Source organism: Microbacterium sp. SCN 69-37, assembly GCF_001724435.1.
GTDB classification, from domain to species: domain Bacteria; phylum Actinomycetota; class Actinomycetes; order Actinomycetales; family Microbacteriaceae; genus Microbacterium; species Microbacterium laevaniformans.
Window position 1 is genome coordinate 68,688 of the sequence record NZ_MEEL01000001.1, and the last position, 18,473, is coordinate 87,160.

An 18,473-nucleotide genomic window follows, 5' to 3' on the forward strand; every position below is an offset into this window, starting at 1 on the left:
AAACACCCCTCACAGCACTCATAGCACTCAAGGAGCACACATCATGGCCAACCGTGCCGCCGTCATGACCGGGATCGAATCCCTCACCGTCGAGGACCGCCCCCTCCGCGACCCCGCCCCGTACGAAGCGGTCGTCCGCGTCGAATCCGTCGGGGTCTGCGGATCCGACACCGCCTACTACACCGTCGGTCGCATCGGCGACTACGTCGTGGACGGGCCGATCATCCTCGGCCACGAAGCCGCCGGCCAGGTCGTCTCCGTCGGCGCCGACGTGACCAATGTCTCCGTCGGCGACCGGGTTGCGATCGAGCCGGGCACCCCGTGCCGGCACTGCCACGAATGCATGGCCGGTCGCTACCACCTCTGCCCCAACCTGGTCTTCCTCGCCACCCCGCCCTACGACGGCGCGCTCGTGGAGAACATCGTGCTGGACGCCGCCACCCTGTTCCCCATCCCCGACACGATGAGCTACGACGAAGGCGCACTCCTCGAACCGCTCTCGGTCGGCATCTGGGCATGCAAACGCGCCGCCCTCGTGCCCGGCGACGACGTGCTCGTCACCGGCTCCGGCCCCGTCGGGCTGCTCGCCGCTGCCGCTGCCCGCGCCTTCGGCGCCGGTACGGTCACGCTCACCGACCTGGCCCCGTTCCGGCTCGACACCGCCCGCGCGATGGGCTTCGACGCCGAGCGCAGCGACGAACCCAGCGACCGAACCTTCGACGTGCTCATCGAGTGCTCCGGCGCGCCCGGTGTCCTCGCCGCCGGTCTCGAACGGCTCCACGAAGCCGGTCGCGCCGCGGTCGTGGGGATCGCCAAGCAGCCCGTCACCCTCCCGCTGTCCACCCTGAACCCGAAAGAGCTCACCATCGCCCTGGTCAACAGGTACGCGCACACCTGGCCGATCGCGATCGACCTCGTCGGTTCCGGACGCATCGACGTCGCCCCCTGGTCACCCACCACTTCCCCCTCGACCAGACCGAGAAAGCCCTGCTCCTGGCCCGCACCGTCCCCGACTCCATCAAGGCCGTCATCCATCCGCAGCAGTAGTAGTACAGGCCGGGATGGGCGTCCGCGCGCTCCGGGAGGGTCTTGCGTGAGGGCTGCACCTTACCGGGGTGCGCCCTCCGGATGGGTGAGATAGCCCGGGCAGCCGCACTTCATCCATCCGCGGGCGATGAAGATGTCCGTCTCGCAGGGGCCACGGTGCTCATCCGCGTCGTGCCCGCAGCGTCTACATGGGGTGTCAGCTTCAGAGCTCATAACCGGGGGTGAGGGGTTGGTTCGGCGCCGTTATCGGACGGGGCTGGTGGATTCTCGGATGACCAGTTCTGCTGCGAACGGGGCGATCTCCGGCGGTGCGGCGTCGGCGTTCTCCAGCTGGTGCAGTAGCAGCGTCCCGGCGGCGCGGCCGATCTCGTATCCGGGCTGGCGGATGGTGGTCAGCGGGACCACGGCCTGATGGGCGAGGGCGATGTCGTCGAAGCCGACGATCGAGATCTCCTCGGGCACGCGCACGCCGTGGCGCAGGAAGCAGGTCAACGCGCCGATCGCGACCACATCGTTGGCAGTGAATATCGCATCCGGGCGATCCTCCGGCGGCAGATCAAGGATCGTCCCGGCGGCACGGATCCCGTCTTCGACACTGAGGTCGAAGATCGGAACGACCACCACGCTCGCCCCCGCCCCGGCGTCCTGCACAGCGGCCACAAGACCGTTCAGCCGATCCGCGGACTGGCTCACATCCTCCGGGTTCCCCAGGAACGCGATCCGGCGCCGGCCCATCGCGATCAGGTGCTCCCCCGCCAGTCGGCCACCGCCGAAATCGTCGAACGGGACGGACGCGATCTTTGCCGACTTGTGGGACGGCCCGACGATCACCGAGCGGATGCCTTTGTCCGCGAGCCGCTCCAGCCGGGGGATGACATCGGACTGCGGGTAGATGATCATCCCCTGCACACGGTGGGACTCGAACATGTCGATGTTGTTCCGCTCCTGGGCGGCGTCGCGGTTGCTATTGCTGAAGAACAGCGCCCAGTTCCCCGCCCGGGTGACGTCCTCCACCCCGCGGGAGAGCTCGTTGAAGTACGGCTGCCAGGCATCCAGCAGAATCAGTGCCAGTGCCTTGCTGGTGCCAGCGCGCAGCTGTCGGGCGGACTCATTCGGGACGAACCCGAGATGCTCGATCGCCGCACGTACCCGCTCCCGACTGGCTGCACCCAGCAGATGAGGATGGTTCAGATAGTTCGACACCGTCGACGAAGACACCTTCGCCAGGGCGGCGACGTCCTTCACGCTTGCGGGCATCACTGCTCCCTGCGTCCGGGTCTCGGGTTATCCCAGGAGAGTAGCCGTTCGACTGGCACGTTGCAAGGACCACTTGACACGTTGCAAGTCTAGGTTCTATAGTCTCCTCAGGCCAGTTGCAACGTGCCAACTCGGATCAGCGGCGCAGACGCCGCGCACTCAGCATCGTCGCGAGGAGACGTCCATGAACATTGGTTGCCACGGTCTGGTCTGGACCGGTCACTTCGACGCCGAGGGGATCCGCCTCTCCGCAGAGAAGACGAAGGCCGCCGGGTTTGACCTGATCGAGTACCCGCTGATGGACCCGTTCACCTTCGACACCGTCGCCGCGAAGTCCGCCCTCGCCGAGCACGACCTCGCAGTCAGCGCTTCCCTCGGCCTCTCCGACACCACCGACGTCACCAGCACGGACGCGTCCGTCGTCGCCGCCGGCGAAGCGCTCCTGATCCAGGCCGTCGACGTGCTGGCCGACCTGGGTGGCACGCACCTGTGCGGTGTCATCTACAGCGCGATGAAGAAGTACATGGAGCCCGTCACCGCGGAGGGCCTGGAAAACAGCAAGCGCACCATTCGTCGAGTTGCCGACCACGCCGCCGACCGCGGTGTCAACGTCGCCCTCGAGGTCGTCAACCGGTACGAGACGAACGTGCTCAACACCGCCCGACAGGCGATCAGCTACCTCGCCGATATCGACCGCCCCAACCTCGGCATCCACCTCGACACCTATCACATGAACATCGAGGAATCCGACATGTTCGCCCCCGTCTTGGACGCTGCCCCGTCGCTGCACTACGTGCACATCGGAGAAAGCCACCGCGGCTACCTCGGCACCGGCTCGGTCGATTTCGACAACTTCTTCAAAGCCCTCGGCCGCATCGGCTACGACGGCCCAATCACGTTCGAATCGTTCTCCTCCGCCGTGGTCGCCCCCGACCTGAGCCGCATGCTCGGCATCTGGCGCAACCTCTGGACCGACAACGACGAGCTCGGCGCACACGCCAACGCGTTTATCCGAGACAAGCTCACCGCCATCGACACCATCCGCCTCCACTAACCCACCCACCAAGACCGGCGCATCTGCGCCCCTCAGCAGCAGTATCAAAGGAGATATCCGTGTTCAAGAAACCCCTCTTGGCTCTCGCGGCCCTGGTCACCGTCGGCGCGTTGGCGCTGACCGGTTGCACCAATAAGAACGCCGAACCATCCGCGAGCGGCGGGTCCTCAGATGGGCCGACCATCGCGTTCGTCCCGAAGTTGCAGGGCATCCCCTACTTCGAGGCGATGAACGCGGGTGGGGAGGCCGCCGCAGCAGACCTCGGGTTTACCTGGCTGTACCAGGGTCCGACCACCGCCGACGCGGCCGCGCAAGCCGACATCGTCCGGTCGTTCATCCAGCAGAAGGTCGACGCGCTTATCGTCGCCCCCAACGATCCCGACTCGATGGCGCCGCTGCTCAAGCAGGCGCAAGACGCCGGAATCACCGTGCTCACTTCCGACACCGACGCCCCCAACTCGGTGCGCGAGGTCTTCGTCAACCAGACCACCGAGGAAAACCACGGCAAAGCCATCGCGACCAGCCTGATGGACGCGATGGGTGGCTCCGGTGAGTACGCGATCGTCTCCTGCGTGGAGACCGCCGCGAACCTGAACGCCTACATCGACGTCATCAAGAAGGAAATCGGCGACAACTACCCAGACGCCAAGCTCGTGGACCTGGTCTACGCCGGCGAGGACCAGGCAAAGGCCGCGTCGATGGCCACCGACCTGATGAACGCACACCCGAACCTCAAGGGCATCATCGGGCTGTGCTCTGCCGCCGCCCCCGGGGTGGCGCAGGCTGTGAAGGATGCCGGCAAGATCGGGCAGGTCTTCACCGTCGGCGGAGGCACCCCGATGTCGATGGCCCCCTACTTGAAGGACGGCTCCTCCAGCGCCTCGGTGCTGTGGGACGTGCAGAACCTCGGCTACCTCACCGCCTGGACCGGCCTACAGCTGGTCGACGGAAAGACCCTCGAGCCCAGCTTCGACGTGAACGACACCATCACCGGCGTGACTTTCGATGCCGACACCAAGATCGAGCTGCTCGGACCGCCGCTGATCTTCACGAAGGACAACGTCGACCAGTTCAACTACTGACCGACCTCCGGGGTGCCCCCCACAGGGGCACCCCGGCACCCTCTCCTGCTCCCCACCACCTGATAAGGACGTCTCCTCGTGGAACAGACCCTGGCTCCCCGCATCGCGATGCGCGGCGTCTCCAAAAGCTACGGCGGTGTCCGTGCCATCCGGCACGCCGACCTCACCGTGCAGCCCGGCAGCGTGCACGCCCTGGTCGGGGAGAACGGTGCCGGAAAATCGACGCTGATCAAGATCCTCGCCGGCGCCGAACAAGCCGACACCGGCACCATCGCCTTCGACGGGACCGAAGTCACCGTCTCCTCCACCGCCGACGCCATCGCACTCGGCGTGCAGACCGTATACCAGGAACCGCAGCTGTTCCCCGAGCTGAGCATCACCGAGAACGTGTTCGTCGGACGCGAGATCAGCCGCGGCGGCCGAGTCGACTGGACCGCGCAAGCCGAACAGATCGGCGACCTGCTCACCATGATCGGCCTCTCCCCCGGCCTGGCCATGGTGCCCGTCGGTGAACTGTCCATCGCCCAGCAGCAGCAGATCTCCATCGCGAAAGCCGTCGCCGGGGACGCCAGCATCCTCATCCTGGACGAGCCATCCGCGATCCTCACCGACCAGGAAATCGAGGTGCTGTTCAGCATCGTCCGGCGCCTCACCGCCAGCGGCGTCGCCGTCATCTACATCTCCCACCGCCTCGACGAACTGTTCCAGATCGCCGACACCGTCACCGTGATGCGCGACGGACGCACCCTGGACACCTATCCGATCGGGGATCTCACCACCAAGATGATCGCCGAACTGATGGTCGGTGGAATCGTCACCGAGGAGCGCACCGCCAAGGTCCTCCCCGACGGACCCGCCGCCCTGCAGCTGCAGGATGTCGGGCTGGAAGGCTCCCTCACCGGCATCGACCTGACCGTGCGTCGCGGTGAAATCGTCGGCATCTACGGGCTCCTCGGCTCCGGCGCCGCAGAGATCGCGGACATCGTCTACGGCATGAAGCAGCCCAGCACCGGCACGATGCTCTACCAGGGGAAAAAGACCGTCAACCGCCGGCCCGCCGACGCGCGCCGCCGCGGGATCACCATGGTCCCCGCCAACCGGAAAGCAGAAGGCGTCTTCTCCTTCCAGAGCATCGGGTTCAACATCTCCATCGGAGATCTCGCCAAACTCAGCCGCGTCAAAGGCTGGATCAACAAACGCAAAGAGCGCACCATCGTCCGGGACCTGATCGCTCAGCTCGGCGTCAAAACCCCCAGCGAAAACCAGCCGGTCAGCGCGATGTCCGGCGGCAACGCTCAAAAGGTAGTCATCGCCCGGCAGCTGCTGTCCGCCCCCCGTCTGCTGGTACTGGCCGAACCGACGCAGGGCGTCGACGTCGGAGCGAAAGAAGAGATCCACCGTCTGATTAGCAAGCTCGCCGACGGCGGCACCGCCGTCCTGGTCGTGACCACCGACCTCAGCGAAGTGCTGCGCATCTCGGACCGGGTGCTGGTCGTACGTGAAGGACGCATCGGAGCCGAGTTCGGCAACGACGCCACCCAGGTCGACATCCTCGCCGCGGCCTCCGGCGCCGGAACCACGAAGGACCCAAAATGAGCCGCTGGCTAACCACCACCACCATCCCCAGCACCCAGGCAGTCAAACACCGAGTGCTGCCCCGGCTGATCACCGGCCAGGAAATCGTCCTGATCGGCATCATCGCCGTGCTGTGGATCCTGCTGGGCATCTACACCCCGTCGTTCCTCACCCCCGGCTCGATCCTTCCCCTCTTCGTCGCGGTCGCCCCGATCGCGCTGATCGGGGTCGGGATGACCTTCGTGATCATCACCGCCGGCATCGACGTCTCCGTCGGCGCGATCCTCACCGTCGCCGCCGTGATCACCACCAAGACCATGGTCGAGACCGGCATCCCGCTGCTACCCGCTGTTGGCCTCGCCATGCTGGTGGGCCTCGCACTCGGGCTGATCAACGGATTCCTGGTCGCCTACGGCCGCATCCAAGCGATCATCATCACCTTCGGCACGGCAAACCTTTTCACCTTCCTCGCCCTTCGGATCTTCGGCTCCTCCACCGTGAACGGCATCCCCTCCACCTTCGAGGTCTTCGGCCGCGGAGAAGCCGGCCGTACCCTCGGCATTCCGCACAGCTTCGCCATTACCCTGCTCATCGCCGCAGCCGCCTGGTGGTTCCTGCGTCACACCGTGATCGGCCGGCACTTCTTCGCTATCGGTGGCGACGAGAACGCCGCCCGCCTCGCCGGCATCAAAGTCCGTCCCCTGGTTCTGTCCGCCTATGCCCTCACCGGGCTCCTCGCCGGCCTTGCCGCCTGCTTCATCGTCGCCCAAGGAACATCCACCCTGGACCAGTCCGTCGGTGCCGGTCGTGAGCTCAGCGTCATCGCCGCCGTTGTGATCGGCGGGACCTCCACCCTCGGCGGTCGCGGCTCCATCCTCGGCACCATCCTCGGCGCCCTGCTGGTGCAGACCGTCCTGTCCGGTGTCACCCAGCTCGGCTGGCCCTCGCAGCTCGGCGACCTCTTCGTCGGCGCGGCGATCATCCTCGCCGTCGGCACCGACATCATCCGCGAACGAGCCCGGAAGAAGAAGACCCACTCATGACCACGCAGACTCTTCAAACGAGCCCCACCCAGCGCCCCAGCGCCGGTAACCGGGTCAGCAACCTGGCGATCACCCTGATCGCCAACCGAACCGCGCTCCTGGGCCTGCTTATCGTGATCGTCCTGGTCGTGATGACGATCCTCGACCAGACCGGGTGGCTCAGCGGCTCCTACGACGCCGACTACCTCAGCGCCGCCCTCATCACCGCCGTCCCACTCGCCATGCTCGGCCTGGCCGAGCTGCTCGTGATCCTCTCCGGACGCGGCGGCATCGACCTCTCCGTCGGTGCCATCGTCAGCCTCTGCGGCATCGTCTTCGGTTACGCCTACGGCATCTGGGAACTCAGCCTCCCCGTCGCGCTGCTGATCACCGTCCTCGCCGGCGCGATCTGTGGTGCGATCAACGGCGTCCTGATCGCCTACATCGGCTTCCCGCCGCTGATCGCCACCCTCGCCACCCTGTACGCGTTCAAATCCCTCGCCCTGGTCATCAGCGGCCAACGGCCGATCAGCGCGATCCGGATCCAGGACTTCTTCTCCGCTGCCGATTCCGTCGAGATCCCGGTGATCGGTGCCGGCATCCCGGACGTCCCACTCGGCATCTTCACCTTCCTGATCCCCACGGCCTTCATCGTCTGGCTGCTGCTGAACCGCACCACCTACGGGCGCCGCCTGTTTGCCGTCGGCACCAACGACGTCGCCGCAAAATGGGCCGGCGTAGACGTCGCATCCAACCGAATGACCGCCTACCTGTTCTCCGGAATCATCTCGGCCCTCGTCGCCGTCGTCACCGTCGCCCAATTCGCCTCCGCCCGCCCCGACGCAGGCGTCTCAGGCAGCGGCATGGCCCTGCCCGCCATCACCATTGCCGTGCTCGGCGGGGTCGCGATCACCGGCGGCATCGGCAAAGTCTCCGGCGTGATTCTCGCTACCCTCCTCATCGTCTGGCTCAACGCCGGCATCCTCCTCGCCTTCGCCGGCAACGAAGGAACCCAGTACCAGCTGCTCGCTCTCGGCGTGCTCCTCATCGGCGCCGCCCTGCTGAACAACTTCACCCGCAAGCGATTCGGTCGGGTCGCCTGACCATGGTCACCGTCATCGGCGAAGCCCTCGTGGACATCGTCCACGACCAGCCCTACGTCGGCGGCAGCCCCCTCAACGTCGCCATCGGCCTCTCCCGTCTCGGCCAACCCACCCGGTTCCTCACCCAACACGGAGACGACGTCTACGGGCACCTGATCGCCGCGCACCTCGAAGCCAACAACGTCACCACCCTCACCACGCCCGACACCGCCCCAACCAGCGTCGCCCGCGTCACCCTCGATGCCGCGGGAGTTCCGTCCTACGACTTCGACATCCACTGGAACCTCTCCAACCCGGACGCACTCAAAGAATCAGACGCATCGCCCTCCCTGGTCCACACCGGCTCGATCGCCACCATGATCCAACCTGGCGCCGACGCCGTGCTCGAGCTGATCAGTAACGCGAGAACTCACGCGCTCATCAGCTACGACCCCAACTGTCGCCCCACCCTGATCCCCGACCGGGACTACGCCATCCACCAAGTCGAAGCGTTCGTGCGCGTCAGCGACATCGTCAAAGCCTCCGACGAGGATCTCCGCTGGCTCTACCCTCACCGAAGCATCGAGCAATCCCTCCGAGCATTCATCGACCTCGGCGCATCACTGGCCATCGTCACCATGGGCGCCGACGGCGCATACGCCACCACCGCGCACATCGACGCAACGACCCCAGGCGTGCCCACCGTCGTCGCCGACACCGTCGGAGCCGGGGACTCTTTCATGGCCGCGCTCATCGACGGACTCCTCCGCCTGAACACCACCCCCAACGCGTCGGCTCTAGTCCCAGTCCTCAGCCGAGAGCAACTCGAGCGCCTCCTGAGATACGCGACCGCCGCTGCCGCGATCACCGTATCCCGCCCCGGCGCCAACCCTCCTGTTCGCGACGAACTGGCCATCCACGCCGACCCGGCCGGATAACCAAGAGCAACCCCAGCCTTCCCAGCACCAGTCCGCCACATCTGATGTCAAGAGATCACCGTCAATGAAGACCACGACCGCCGCCCACGTCGCACCGACGCACATCGATCGCCTGCATCACCCCCTCACGGACGAGCCTTCCGGCACCCCTTCCGCATATGTCTCCTTGGCCCTCGCAGCCCTCAGATCAGAAACTGCCACGATCACTCGGGAAACCCGCGCCCGTCTCATCGCCAACCACAACAGACCAGCCGTCAACCGGCCCTTCCTCGGCGAATGCGACACCTACACCTAAACCTCGATCCACCGATGAGCCCTTGGCTGGTGGCGTCGGCGTGATCAGTGTGGGGTGAGCTGCCGCGGGCAGGGGTGAGTCCCGGGCGTTTCATCCCGGTCGTCCACTTGATCCTCGGTCGTGCCGTCGTTGCGGCGGTGGTCAGCTGGCCGCGGCCGGTGGAGGCGGGTGGGTTGCCGTGAATAGGCGCTCGAACGCGGCCTGCCAAGGCCAAGCCTCGGGCAGGTGCAGCGTGATTCGCCGCGCCGACCGCGCCAGCCGTGCCGGCACCGAGATGAGAGTGCGGCGGATCGTCGCGGTCGTCGCCCTGGCAAGCCGACCCGCCCGGTCGGCGATCAGCCCGGCGGCGCGGGTGAGGTTGAACGCGATCACCGCGAGCACGAGCCAGGCGCTGTTCGCAGTGAACACCCCGGACGGCAGGTGAGCGAGCGGCCCTGCTTTGAGGTCGGAGTGGATCTGTTCGATGATCGCGTGGCCGCGGTGGGTCTTGTCCGCGACGACGGTGCCCATCGTCGTCTTGTCGGTCGTGGTGAAGAACGCGTGATGCCGATAGACGTCGAACAGCGTCGGCTGTTCCACCTTGTTCGGGTTCAGGTCCGGGATCCGCCGCACCACCAGTCGTCCTTCGACGCGTTCGGCGATCTTCCTCGACCGGAACGCAATGAAGGGCACTTCGGCGACTTCTGCTTTGGAGACCAGCTGACCGGTAGCCTCGTCACGGATCGAGTCGGTGTACTCGATCATCTCCCACTCATCCTCAGGGATCGACGCGATCGCGGCCTTCACGGCGGGGTCCATCCGGACGGTGACCGATACGTCCGCGCTGGCCTTGATGGCGGTGCCGATGGTGGCGTGGCCGTAGAACGCGGAGTCGGCGCGCAGCAATGGCCGCGGACTGGTCCCGGGGTGCATGCGGCGGAGGGTGGCAAGTGCGTCGCCGACGATCCTCGCGGCGCCTTTCGGAGAACCGGTCTTCCCCCGCCGCAAGCGCTGACCCAGGATCACCGGTGCTGAGGTCTGGGTGCTGGCAGTGGCGATGAGGGCGTTCAGTCCACGGACCCCGGAGTACCCGAACGAGGCGCCCTGCTTCTGGTATCCGTGGACCTCGATGATCGTGTCGTCCAGGTCCACCATCACCCGCTCGTCGTTCGCCACCTGCAGCAGCGGCGCGGACCGGGCGAGGTTCACCAGGGTTCGGGAGGCGACGGCGTCGAGTTGGCGGACGTGCCCGAACCGGAACTCGCGCAGGAACGAGCCCAGCGTCGACGGTGCATACGTTCGGTCGAACAGCCGGCCCATCCCGCCGTGACGGAGCACGTTCATGTCGTCGATCGAGTCCGCCCCGGCGAGCATCCCCGCAACCAGCGCCATCACCTTGCCGCCCGCGTTCGCGCCCCTGTCCGTCGGGACACTCAACCGCGACTGCGCGAGCTCATCGAGGCCCGCGGACCGGGCAAGACGGAGCATCGGGACCAGTCCGGCCGTCGACACGAGATTCGGATCATCGAACATCGCTGACACGGCAGCGGAAGCGTGCTTGAATTGCATCTACGAGATGCCTCTCGGGCTCGGGGAATAGGACCTTAGACAAGCTCTATTCTTCCCGGTCAGAGGGGCATTTCTGCGTCACGACGCCAACTCAGCGAGCCTCCCGATCGGTGGATCGAGGGTAAGAGGGTCGATCACCGCGCACTCCCGAAGCGCCCTGACACCGGCGGGAACCGCAACCGCCCCTGGTAACGCAAGACCAGGCCAGATGAGTTCTCGCTCATCGCGCCCGAGCCGGGCGCCCACCCGACGGCGCGGTACGACCCTGCCGGGCCGGCCCAACCAAACAGGGGCCACCCAAGAACTGCGATGCACGCAGGCACTTTCTGTGTAAGCACTCGTAAGTTAGACAGATCCGGCGTACTCTGGGCCCATGCGCGGGGGCCTCGAACGCTGGAAGAGGGGCGTCGAATCGGCGGGGGTTCGACAGGCGATGGCGTATGCGTTCAAGGGAAGCTGCGACTCGCACCTCCGGAGCGTCACCGGCGTCGAAGCCCTCGCCGCCTACGCCGACAGCAGCTCTGCGCGCGTCACGCGATTCACAGTCGAGCAGGGACGCATCGCGACGGATGCGCTCGATCCAGAGGAGCTACGTCGTTGGGTAGACGGTCACGACCCACACACCGACGCCCCGCGCGGCCGCGAGCTGAGGTCGCCGCAGGCGGACCTGATTCTGGACGGCACCATCAATGCACCCAAGTCGTACAGCGTCGCCGCGCTGATCAACGATGACCTCGCAGCCGAGTTCGAGGCACTTCAGGATCGGCTGCGAACTCGGATCATCACGACCTGGCGTCACGAGCTGAACGCGCGCCGGGGCGCGGGTGGCAGCATCCGGGAGAGCCTTCACCGCATCGAAGTCGTCGAGCTGCAGCACCGCCGCTCGCGGGCGCTCGACCCGCACATCCACCGGCACCTGTGGCTGAACGTGAAGGTGCTCGGGGAAGACGGGAAGTGGTCGAATGTCGACTCCCGGGTTGCGATGAAGCTGCACACGTTGATCAACGCGGAGGGCGAGCTGGCCGCGCGTACGGACCCGCAGTGGCTCGAAGCGCTTGCCCGCAATGGCTACACGCTCGACAGCGACGGTGAGATCGCCGAGCTCGCATCCGCCGTACGTCCGCTCTCGCGCCGCTCCAACCAGATCGAAGCGAACCGCGCGAAGCTGCTGCTCGGCTGGCGATCGGAGCACCCAGGTCAGGAGCCCGACCACGACGTCCTCCAGCACATCGATCGACTGGCGTGGGCGAAGAACCGCCCGAACAAGCCGGGCGTTGTGGACGAGGAGCAGTGGGAGCAGCTCGTTCGTGATGAGCTGCGAGCGATCGATCCCGCCCTCTTGATCGCGCGCCAGCCGACGAGAACGAGCGCGACGACGATCGGGGCGCTGGACCGTGACCTGCTCGCCGCCCGCGCGACGGTGGATGCCGACTCACGATCCACGGCGTGCGGGGGAAGGTTCAGCAGCTACGACCTGCGAGCCGGTGCGACCAGGGCTGTCGCGGCATCCGGAATCGTCGCGCCCCGCGAGAGCATGCAGGAACTCATCGATGACGTCGTCGCGCGGGGCCTCGTTCACACCGTCGACCTACTTGATCAGGAAGGCGACCGGCCAGGTCACATCAAGGGATACATGGCCGCCTCGACGGCGCGGCTGAAAGTCGAGCTCGCAGCGCGCTTCGACACGCTCACGCACGCCGGGGAGCCGGTCGACCACGAGGACATCCTCGACATCTCGCGAGAGAGCCTGCCTCACGACGTCACGCTCGACGCAGGCCAGTCGGACGCCGCGGCGGCAATCGCCGGCACAGATCGCCTCGTGTCGGTGACGGGGCCGGCGGGCGCCGGCAAGACGACGATGCTCCGCGTCGCACGCACCGCACTCGAACGGCAGGGGCGCCACCTCGTGGTGGTCGCACCGACCAAGAAGGCGGCCTCCGTGGCGGCCCGCGAGATCGGCGCGACCTCACTCAGCCTGCATGCGCTGCTCGCCGACCACGGCTGGCGATGGGGTCGCGATGAAGCGGGCGGCGAGACCTGGACGCGGCTCGACGTCGGTGAGATCGACCCCCGCACCGGCGCGGTCTTCATGGGGCCGCGCCGGTTCATCCTGCGACCGAGCGACCGGGTCGTCGTCGACGAAGCCGGCATGGTCGACCTACACACAGCGAATGCGCTTGCGGTCGTCGCAGCCGAGACCGGTGCGGGGATCGCGATGGTGGGCGACCACCTGCAGGCGATGCCGGTCGGGCATGCCGGTGCAATGGCGTGCATGACGCGGCGCGCGACAGCCGTCGTCGAGCTGACCGCGGTGCATCGCTTCCGCGACCCCGAATACGCCGCACTGACGCTCCGCATGCGCGAGCCCCGCAGCCACGACCAAGCACTCGCAGTGGCCGGCCAACTCGACGAGCGGGGATCGATCCACCGAGTCGCGGATGCCGCGCAAGCGCGCGACGTCATGGTCGAGGCGTACTTCCGCTGGGCGGCGACCCGCGCACGAGTCGCCCTGGTCACGAGCACGAACGAGGAAGCCGACGCCATCAACGAGGCGATCCAGGAGCGCCGGGTCGAGTTGGGACAGCTGCATGAGGAGCGCCTCGCCATCGGGCAGGGGGAGCAACGGCTGCTCGAGGGGGACGTGGTGCAGACCCGCCGCAATGACCGCGACGCGGATGTCGAGAACCGCGCACTGTGGACCATCCGGAGCATCGGCGGATCGGACATCGAACTGGTCGCGCTGGAAGACAGTGGGGACCGACGTCGGGTGTCGCCGGAGTATGCCGCCGAGCACATGCATCTCGCCTACGCGTCGACCGTGCACGGGATCCAAGGCGAGACGACGGACGCTTCCGTTGTCGGGCCTGGCGTGGACGCGTCGGGGCTGTACGTCGGGATGACGCGGGGGCGCACGCACAACGAGGCGATTGCGATCGCGAGGACACCGGCCGCCGCACGCGACCAAGTCGCGGCGAGCATGATGCGCGGATCCCAGGAAGTAAGCATCGACGACTCCGAGCGTGCGGCGCGAGTCGAGCTCGGTCGAGCTGCCCGCGATCCCGGTACTCAGCCAGCGCCCCCGCTCGAGGCACAGCGCGACTGGCTCTCTCAGGCTGCGCGGACGCTGCTCGACATTGACCGGCGGAAGGCGGATGCCGCTTCGAGAACGCACGGGCGCGGAAGCGCAGAAGACACGTCGATCGATCTCGACGGCGCCAAGGAGCGACTGCTCGCTCGCTACCTGCTGGTCATGCATGAGTACGAGGAGGGCCTCCGACGGGCCAGAGATGCCGCGGAGCGCGCACGCCTCGACCGTTCCCGTCAGGTTCGCGATGTGGGCGGAGTGAACGGCTTGGCGTCTGGAACTGGGCTCGGGCGCTAGCCGTCGGCAGGACAGGGGAGAGGATGGGTGAGTGCGTGCCGTCTCCGCCTCCGATCCCAGTTGCGTGAGGTCAGGGTGTGACTCGAAGCCCGGGTGGATCCGTGGGTGAGCGTGGGCCCTGTTCGACTTCCTTGTCGGTGGCGGACTCGGTTCTCTCCTCCTGCTACCGGCGTGCGGGAGGAGAGAAGTACGCCGAGTGAATCCAGTCACCAGGCACGCATCGACTCGCCCGCGAGTTAGTCCTTGTCGTTCTCCAGAACGTTGTTGATGTAGGTGTCCACATCGATGCCGTACATCTCGGCGCGCTCGCGATCGCGCCAGTCCAGTTCGCTGTGGCCTTCATACCACTCGTGTTGCAGCTGGCGGAGAGACTTTGTGGACTCGTCGTACGAGGAAGTGGTCGGGCTCGTTCGAGTCGGACGTGACTCGTAGCCGATGCGCTTCAGGAACTCCGCGCGATATCGCGCGAGCGCTGAGTTGCCGACGCGAACCGCGATCATGATCACGACCGGAATGCCCCCAAGCATGACGACGAGGGCGAGGACCAGGAGCATCGCAGCGTCTGGGTTATCTCGGGCGCTGTAGCTGCCGGCGGCTGTCCTGCCGGCGCTGGCGAACCCCACAAACAGCCCGATCACGAGCACCATCCACACCGCGAGCGCAATGAACGTCGGACCGTGAGCTCGCAGTTGTTCGCTCGTCGGGAGGTTGTTCATGTGCGTGTAGCGCGCATACTGTTCGCGCTCGTCCTTTGTCAGGCGGCGCAGGTCAACATCTTCCACTGAACGGCCAACTTCCATGTCGTAGCTCTCGCGCCGAACGCCTCGCCCGCACCCGAGGTTATCTCCCCCAATACGCCGTCCGGCCGGACGCTCGCGAATATCCCCGGCGATCGTTCAGTCGACGATACCTGGCTCGCGACCCTCGGGCAGGCGGCAGCATCGACGTAGGAGAGCGGCGCAGGAGTACAGTGACTCCCACGCCGCTCTCCTGTTGCGATGGGTCAGCGACTGATCCCGATGCCGGTGGACGAGACCGGCTCGGCTGTCGGCCCCGACGGCGCTCTGCGCGCGGCGGGGCCGCTAGCTTTTGGGGCGCGCTCGACCGCGACCGGTGCGTACTTCAGGGATGCCCCGACGTTGTCCGCGACGATGTCGCGCGTCTCGCGGGTCTGGCCGGACTCCTTGTCGGTGTATGTGCCGAAGCGGAGGTCGCCGCTGACGATGACGGTGTCGCCCTTGCGGAGCGACGTTGCCACGTTGCGGGCCTGCTGGTTGAACACGACGACGCGGTGGAAGACCGTTCCCGCGTCCTCCCAGCGTCCGGTGGTCTCGTTGAGACGGCGGTCGTTGACGGCCACGCTGAACCGGGCGTACTCGTTGCCCGACTCGCTCGCGCCGTACTCGGGGTCGCCGGTGAGGTTGCCCTCGATGGTGACCGGGATTCTGGTTGTCATCCTTCTTCCTTCCATTCGGGAGGCACCTCGTGCCTCAGTTGGCGTGGTTCTGGTCGATCCACGCGTCCCACTCCGCCTCGTCGGTCTCTCCGACCCACGACCGCGGCTTCAGTTCGTAGTGCCCGCTGGTGCAGCCCGACCCGGCACGCTGCAATCGGGGTTGCGCTTGCGCGAGCCGCTCGTGCCACTCGAGCGGGCCGTATCCCGAGTCGTTCTTGTCGAACGACGCCTGATGGAAGTTGTGGAGCGCCGAGAGCTCCTCGACGAGCGCGCCGTGCTTCCACCAGCACGCCGGCACGACGCTGATCGGCACGCTGTAGCGCACCGTGAACCACTCCACCCACGTGCGCAGCGCGGTCCACGCGGCACGTGACTCGTCGGACGACAGGTGGCGCCAATCGACCGGCGGCACGCCCGCCGGCTCGGTCGGATGCGTGAGGATTGGCGGGCCCGACAGCTGCTGCGCGATCGAGTCCTGAATCTCCTCAGGTGTTCGCTCTCGCTCGTTCATGACGTCTCCCTGAGTTCGCGCATCCGCCTCTGAAGAATCGCCAGCGCCATCGCCGACGCGACCCGTCGACCACGATGGTGCGACAGCACCCGGTCGCGATCGATCAACTGGTGGAGCAGACCGTGACAATACGGATGCATCGGCACGAGATCGTCGTGACGTTCGAACGCCCGCCAGGAGCCGTCGACGAACCGCACGCCGCGGTAGTCGAGGTGGTGCAGCTCGAGCTGCTCGGGCGTGGCGGGCCACCTGCATCCGGCGCACGCGAGCGCGCGGCCGAGACGCTCCTGCTTGCGGAACCACCGCGCACGCCGGGCGAACCACGCGGGGGAGGAAAGGAACTCCGAGCGGTATGCGTTCGAGGCTCGGGGCTTGCGGCGATTGCTCATTCCTCGTTCACCGCCTCGGGCGCGGCCTCCGGCTCGGGCTCGGGGTCAACGACCGGCCGCGGAGCGGGCCGGCGGGTCTCGGTGAACACTGTCTGCTGGTCCTGCTCGGTCGCGCGCTTGGCGCTCTGGATCTCGCGAGCGTCGCGCCGCGCGTCCCAGCCGGCGAGGTCCAGCAACACCCCTCGACGGTTGCGATAGGCGAGCAGACCGACGTTCTGCGGCATTCGCCTGATCTCGTCGACCGACATTAGGGGGAGCCGCTCGTGCTGCTCGCTCGTGGAGTGGCCGGACTCGCGCGTGGACCAGGAGCGCTGGGTGCGCTTGGTCTGACGGGTTCCGAGCAGCGCCTCGACGTCGCGCAGGTGGCCTACGTGCGACGCTCCGCCCAGCAGGACCTTCGCGGTCGCCGCCGCCCAGATGGTGTCGGCTTCGGCGCGCGACCACGACGTCTCGGCCTGCGACAGGGCCTGCAGGACGACGAAGGTGCAGATGCCGCGGCCTCCGCCGTCGGCCATGATCTGCGGCAGGTTGCCCCAGCGGAACATGTTCGCGATCTCGTCGAGGATTAGGCCGAGCGGATGCTGAAGCCGTGAGCCCGGCGACGCGAGTGCATGCAGACGGGCCACCTCGACGATGTCGTCGAGCAGGGCGCCGAGGAATCCGCCCATCGCCGAGGCGCCCGACCGAGAACCGACGAGGTAGAGCGTGTTTGCGCCCGCGAGGAACTCCTCGGGATCGAACACCGGGTCGCCCGGCTGCGGCGTGAGGGCGTCGCGAATCTTCGGCACCGCGAGAGGCGCGACCGCGCCCTGTACCCCGAACCAGATCGAAGACACGAGTTTGTCGTCGCCGGCCAGCGTCGCTTCGAGATTGTCTCCCCAGCCCGATGCGCCGTCGGTGCGCAGGATCGACACAGCCGACTTGCGCGCGAGGACAGGGCTCGTGCCCCAGTTGTAGAGCTCTTCGATCGGACGGTTCCCAACTGCGGCGGCGTGGAGGAGCCGGCCCAGCACCACGCCGGATGCCTGTGCCCACTCGCCGTTGGTCGACGACGCTCCGAGCGCCGTACCGGTGACGATGGCGCTGCCGCGCTGCATGGCAACCAAGGGGTCCTCGCACCCCGCGATCGGCGAGACGCGAAGCGGATGCCGCACACCCGAAAGCCCCTGTGGGTCGAAGACATGCACCTGCCCGCGGCGCTCGCGCATCCGCAGGGTGGCGGTGAGATTGTCGTTGGTCGTCGAAGTGGTGATCAACGGCCCGGACCAGTCGAGGATCGCGGAGATCAGCACGCGATACCCCTTGCCCGAGCGGGGCGGTCCCTCGAGCGCGACCGAGTCCTCTATGGAGACGTAGACGTCGGTGCCGCGGGAACGGCCGACACGCCACCCCACGTCCGTCGGCTTGGGGCGTGCGATGTCGGGCCGCAGCTGCCGCGCTCGCCGCAGGACGGCCTTGCCCGAGAGGTACTGGCGGATCTCGGATGCTTCTGCGAAGCCCATGCGCGATCGCAGGTCGGCGACGAACGCCTGGTCCGACTCCTTGTAGCGCCGGTAGGCGATGAGCCCCAGGATCGCGAGGGCGATGACGAGGAGCACGGCGACGAGGTCGACGATCCGGATGCCGATCACCGGCAACGCGCATCCCGCCGGCGCCGCATACACCGCGGTGTCACCCGTGATCGCGAGCCAGAGCCCCGAGAACATGTTGTCGGCCTCGGGCCGAGCGCCGCAGACGATGTTGGTCACGAGTTCGGCGAGGAAGCCGAACACGAGACTGAGAACGAACGAGATCGCGATGAGAACCGCGATCCCCCTGCCGAGCATCGATTCCAT

Annotated in this window: 15 protein-coding genes; 8 read left to right on the plus strand and 7 right to left on the minus strand. The window is 67.0% G+C overall.

Going from position 1 to position 18,473, the window contains the following annotated elements:
- Window positions 1–43: 43 nt before the first annotated feature.
- The gene (locus tag ABS64_RS00335) at window positions 44–1,141 is read left to right on the plus strand and encodes an alcohol dehydrogenase catalytic domain-containing protein (RefSeq protein WP_292679975.1); all 1,098 of its coding nucleotides are present in this window, start codon (window positions 44–46) and stop codon (window positions 1,139–1,141) included.
- Window positions 1,142–1,290: 149 nt separating this feature from the next.
- Here the strand turns inward: ABS64_RS00335 and ABS64_RS00340 are convergent, their stop codons facing one another.
- Window positions 1,291–2,304, minus strand: coding sequence for a LacI family DNA-binding transcriptional regulator (locus ABS64_RS00340; RefSeq protein ID WP_292679977.1), 1,014 nt, complete (start codon window positions 2,302–2,304; stop codon window positions 1,291–1,293).
- 184 nt (window positions 2,305–2,488) lie between these two features.
- Here ABS64_RS00340 and ABS64_RS00345 point away from each other — a divergent pair, with 184 nt between their 5' ends.
- From ABS64_RS00345 to ABS64_RS00370, 6 genes are all read left to right on the plus strand, one after another.
- Window positions 2,489–3,358, plus strand: coding sequence for a sugar phosphate isomerase/epimerase family protein (locus tag ABS64_RS00345; protein WP_292679978.1), 870 nt, complete (start codon window positions 2,489–2,491; stop codon window positions 3,356–3,358).
- A 59-nt stretch (window positions 3,359–3,417) separates the two neighbouring features.
- Entirely contained in the window at window positions 3,418–4,440 is a 1,023-nt protein-coding gene (locus ABS64_RS00350; protein WP_292679979.1) for an autoinducer 2 ABC transporter substrate-binding protein, read from the plus strand.
- A gap of 78 nt (window positions 4,441–4,518) precedes the next feature.
- Complete coding sequence (locus ABS64_RS00355; RefSeq protein WP_292679981.1) at window positions 4,519–6,036, plus strand: sugar ABC transporter ATP-binding protein; 1,518 nt, start codon at window positions 4,519–4,521, stop codon at window positions 6,034–6,036.
- Complete coding sequence (locus tag ABS64_RS00360; RefSeq protein ID WP_292679983.1) at window positions 6,033–7,058, plus strand: ABC transporter permease; 1,026 nt, start codon at window positions 6,033–6,035, stop codon at window positions 7,056–7,058. The genes ABS64_RS00355 and ABS64_RS00360 overlap by 4 nt, the downstream gene beginning before the upstream one ends.
- Window positions 7,055–8,140: an ABC transporter permease gene (locus ABS64_RS00365; protein WP_292679985.1), complete on the plus strand. Its 1,086-nt coding sequence runs from the start codon at window positions 7,055–7,057 to the stop codon at window positions 8,138–8,140. Before ABS64_RS00360 ends, ABS64_RS00365 begins: the two co-directional genes overlap by 4 nt.
- Window positions 8,141–8,142: 2 nt before the next feature.
- Window positions 8,143–9,057, plus strand: a complete 915-nt coding sequence (locus ABS64_RS00370) for a carbohydrate kinase (protein ID WP_292679987.1) — start codon at window positions 8,143–8,145, stop codon at window positions 9,055–9,057.
- Between the two features lie 436 nt (window positions 9,058–9,493).
- On the opposite strand, the gene ABS64_RS00375 is transcribed toward ABS64_RS00370, so the two are convergent.
- Window positions 9,494–10,900 (minus strand): IS1380 family transposase, encoded by a 1,407-nt coding sequence (locus tag ABS64_RS00375; RefSeq protein WP_292679989.1) that lies wholly within the window; start codon window positions 10,898–10,900, stop codon window positions 9,494–9,496.
- A gap of 373 nt (window positions 10,901–11,273) precedes the next feature.
- On the opposite strand from ABS64_RS00375, the gene ABS64_RS00380 reads away from it, so the two are divergent.
- The gene (locus tag ABS64_RS00380) at window positions 11,274–14,282 is read left to right on the plus strand and encodes an AAA family ATPase (RefSeq protein WP_292679990.1); all 3,009 of its coding nucleotides are present in this window, start codon (window positions 11,274–11,276) and stop codon (window positions 14,280–14,282) included.
- Window positions 14,283–14,518: 236 nt separating this feature from the next.
- Here ABS64_RS00380 and ABS64_RS00385 read toward each other — a convergent pair whose 3' ends face one another.
- The 5 genes from ABS64_RS00385 to ABS64_RS00405 all read right to left on the minus strand — a co-directional run bounded on the left by ABS64_RS00385 (window position 14,519) and on the right by ABS64_RS00405 (window position 18,473).
- Window positions 14,519–15,082, minus strand: coding sequence for a hypothetical protein (locus tag ABS64_RS00385; RefSeq protein ID WP_292679992.1), 564 nt, complete (start codon window positions 15,080–15,082; stop codon window positions 14,519–14,521).
- Window positions 15,083–15,285: 203 nt separating this feature from the next.
- Window positions 15,286–15,738, minus strand: coding sequence for a single-stranded DNA-binding protein (locus ABS64_RS00390; protein WP_292679994.1), 453 nt, complete (start codon window positions 15,736–15,738; stop codon window positions 15,286–15,288).
- A gap of 34 nt (window positions 15,739–15,772) precedes the next feature.
- The gene (locus ABS64_RS00395; RefSeq protein ID WP_292679996.1) at window positions 15,773–16,249 is read right to left on the minus strand and encodes a hypothetical protein; all 477 of its coding nucleotides are present in this window, start codon (window positions 16,247–16,249) and stop codon (window positions 15,773–15,775) included.
- Entirely contained in the window at window positions 16,246–16,638 is a 393-nt protein-coding gene (locus ABS64_RS00400; RefSeq protein ID WP_292679997.1) for a hypothetical protein, read from the minus strand. The genes ABS64_RS00395 and ABS64_RS00400 overlap by 4 nt, the downstream gene beginning before the upstream one ends.
- Window positions 16,635–18,473, minus strand: coding sequence for a TraM recognition domain-containing protein (locus ABS64_RS00405; protein WP_292679999.1), 1,839 nt, complete (start codon window positions 18,471–18,473; stop codon window positions 16,635–16,637). The genes ABS64_RS00400 and ABS64_RS00405 overlap by 4 nt, the downstream gene beginning before the upstream one ends.

What these genes read in the sequence shown, in the direction of transcription:
- ABS64_RS00380 (WP_292679990.1), top strand. Translation starts at nt 11,274, where the DNA reads ATGCGCGGGGGCCTCGAACGCTGGAAGAGGGGCGTCGAATCGGCGGGG.
- ABS64_RS00345 (WP_292679978.1), top strand. Translation starts at nt 2,489, where the DNA reads ATGAACATTGGTTGCCACGGTCTGGTCTGGACCGGTCACTTCGACGCC.
- ABS64_RS00395 (WP_292679996.1), bottom strand. Translation starts at nt 16,249, where the DNA reads ATGAACGAGCGAGAGCGAACACCTGAGGAGATTCAGGACTCGATCGCG.
- ABS64_RS00405 (WP_292679999.1), bottom strand. Translation starts at nt 18,473, where the DNA reads ATGGAATCGATGCTCGGCAGGGGGATCGCGGTTCTCATCGCGATCTCG.
- ABS64_RS00370 (WP_292679987.1), top strand. Translation starts at nt 8,143, where the DNA reads ATGGTCACCGTCATCGGCGAAGCCCTCGTGGACATCGTCCACGACCAG.
- ABS64_RS00385 (WP_292679992.1), bottom strand. Translation starts at nt 15,082, where the DNA reads ATGGAAGTTGGCCGTTCAGTGGAAGATGTTGACCTGCGCCGCCTGACA.
- ABS64_RS00365 (WP_292679985.1), top strand. Translation starts at nt 7,055, where the DNA reads ATGACCACGCAGACTCTTCAAACGAGCCCCACCCAGCGCCCCAGCGCC.
- ABS64_RS00340 (WP_292679977.1), bottom strand. Translation starts at nt 2,304, where the DNA reads ATGCCCGCAAGCGTGAAGGACGTCGCCGCCCTGGCGAAGGTGTCTTCG.
- ABS64_RS00375 (WP_292679989.1), bottom strand. Translation starts at nt 10,900, where the DNA reads ATGCAATTCAAGCACGCTTCCGCTGCCGTGTCAGCGATGTTCGATGAT.
- ABS64_RS00390 (WP_292679994.1), bottom strand. Translation starts at nt 15,738, where the DNA reads ATGACAACCAGAATCCCGGTCACCATCGAGGGCAACCTCACCGGCGAC.
- ABS64_RS00335 (WP_292679975.1), top strand. Translation starts at nt 44, where the DNA reads ATGGCCAACCGTGCCGCCGTCATGACCGGGATCGAATCCCTCACCGTC.
- ABS64_RS00400 (WP_292679997.1), bottom strand. Translation starts at nt 16,638, where the DNA reads ATGAGCAATCGCCGCAAGCCCCGAGCCTCGAACGCATACCGCTCGGAG.
- ABS64_RS00360 (WP_292679983.1), top strand. Translation starts at nt 6,033, where the DNA reads ATGAGCCGCTGGCTAACCACCACCACCATCCCCAGCACCCAGGCAGTC.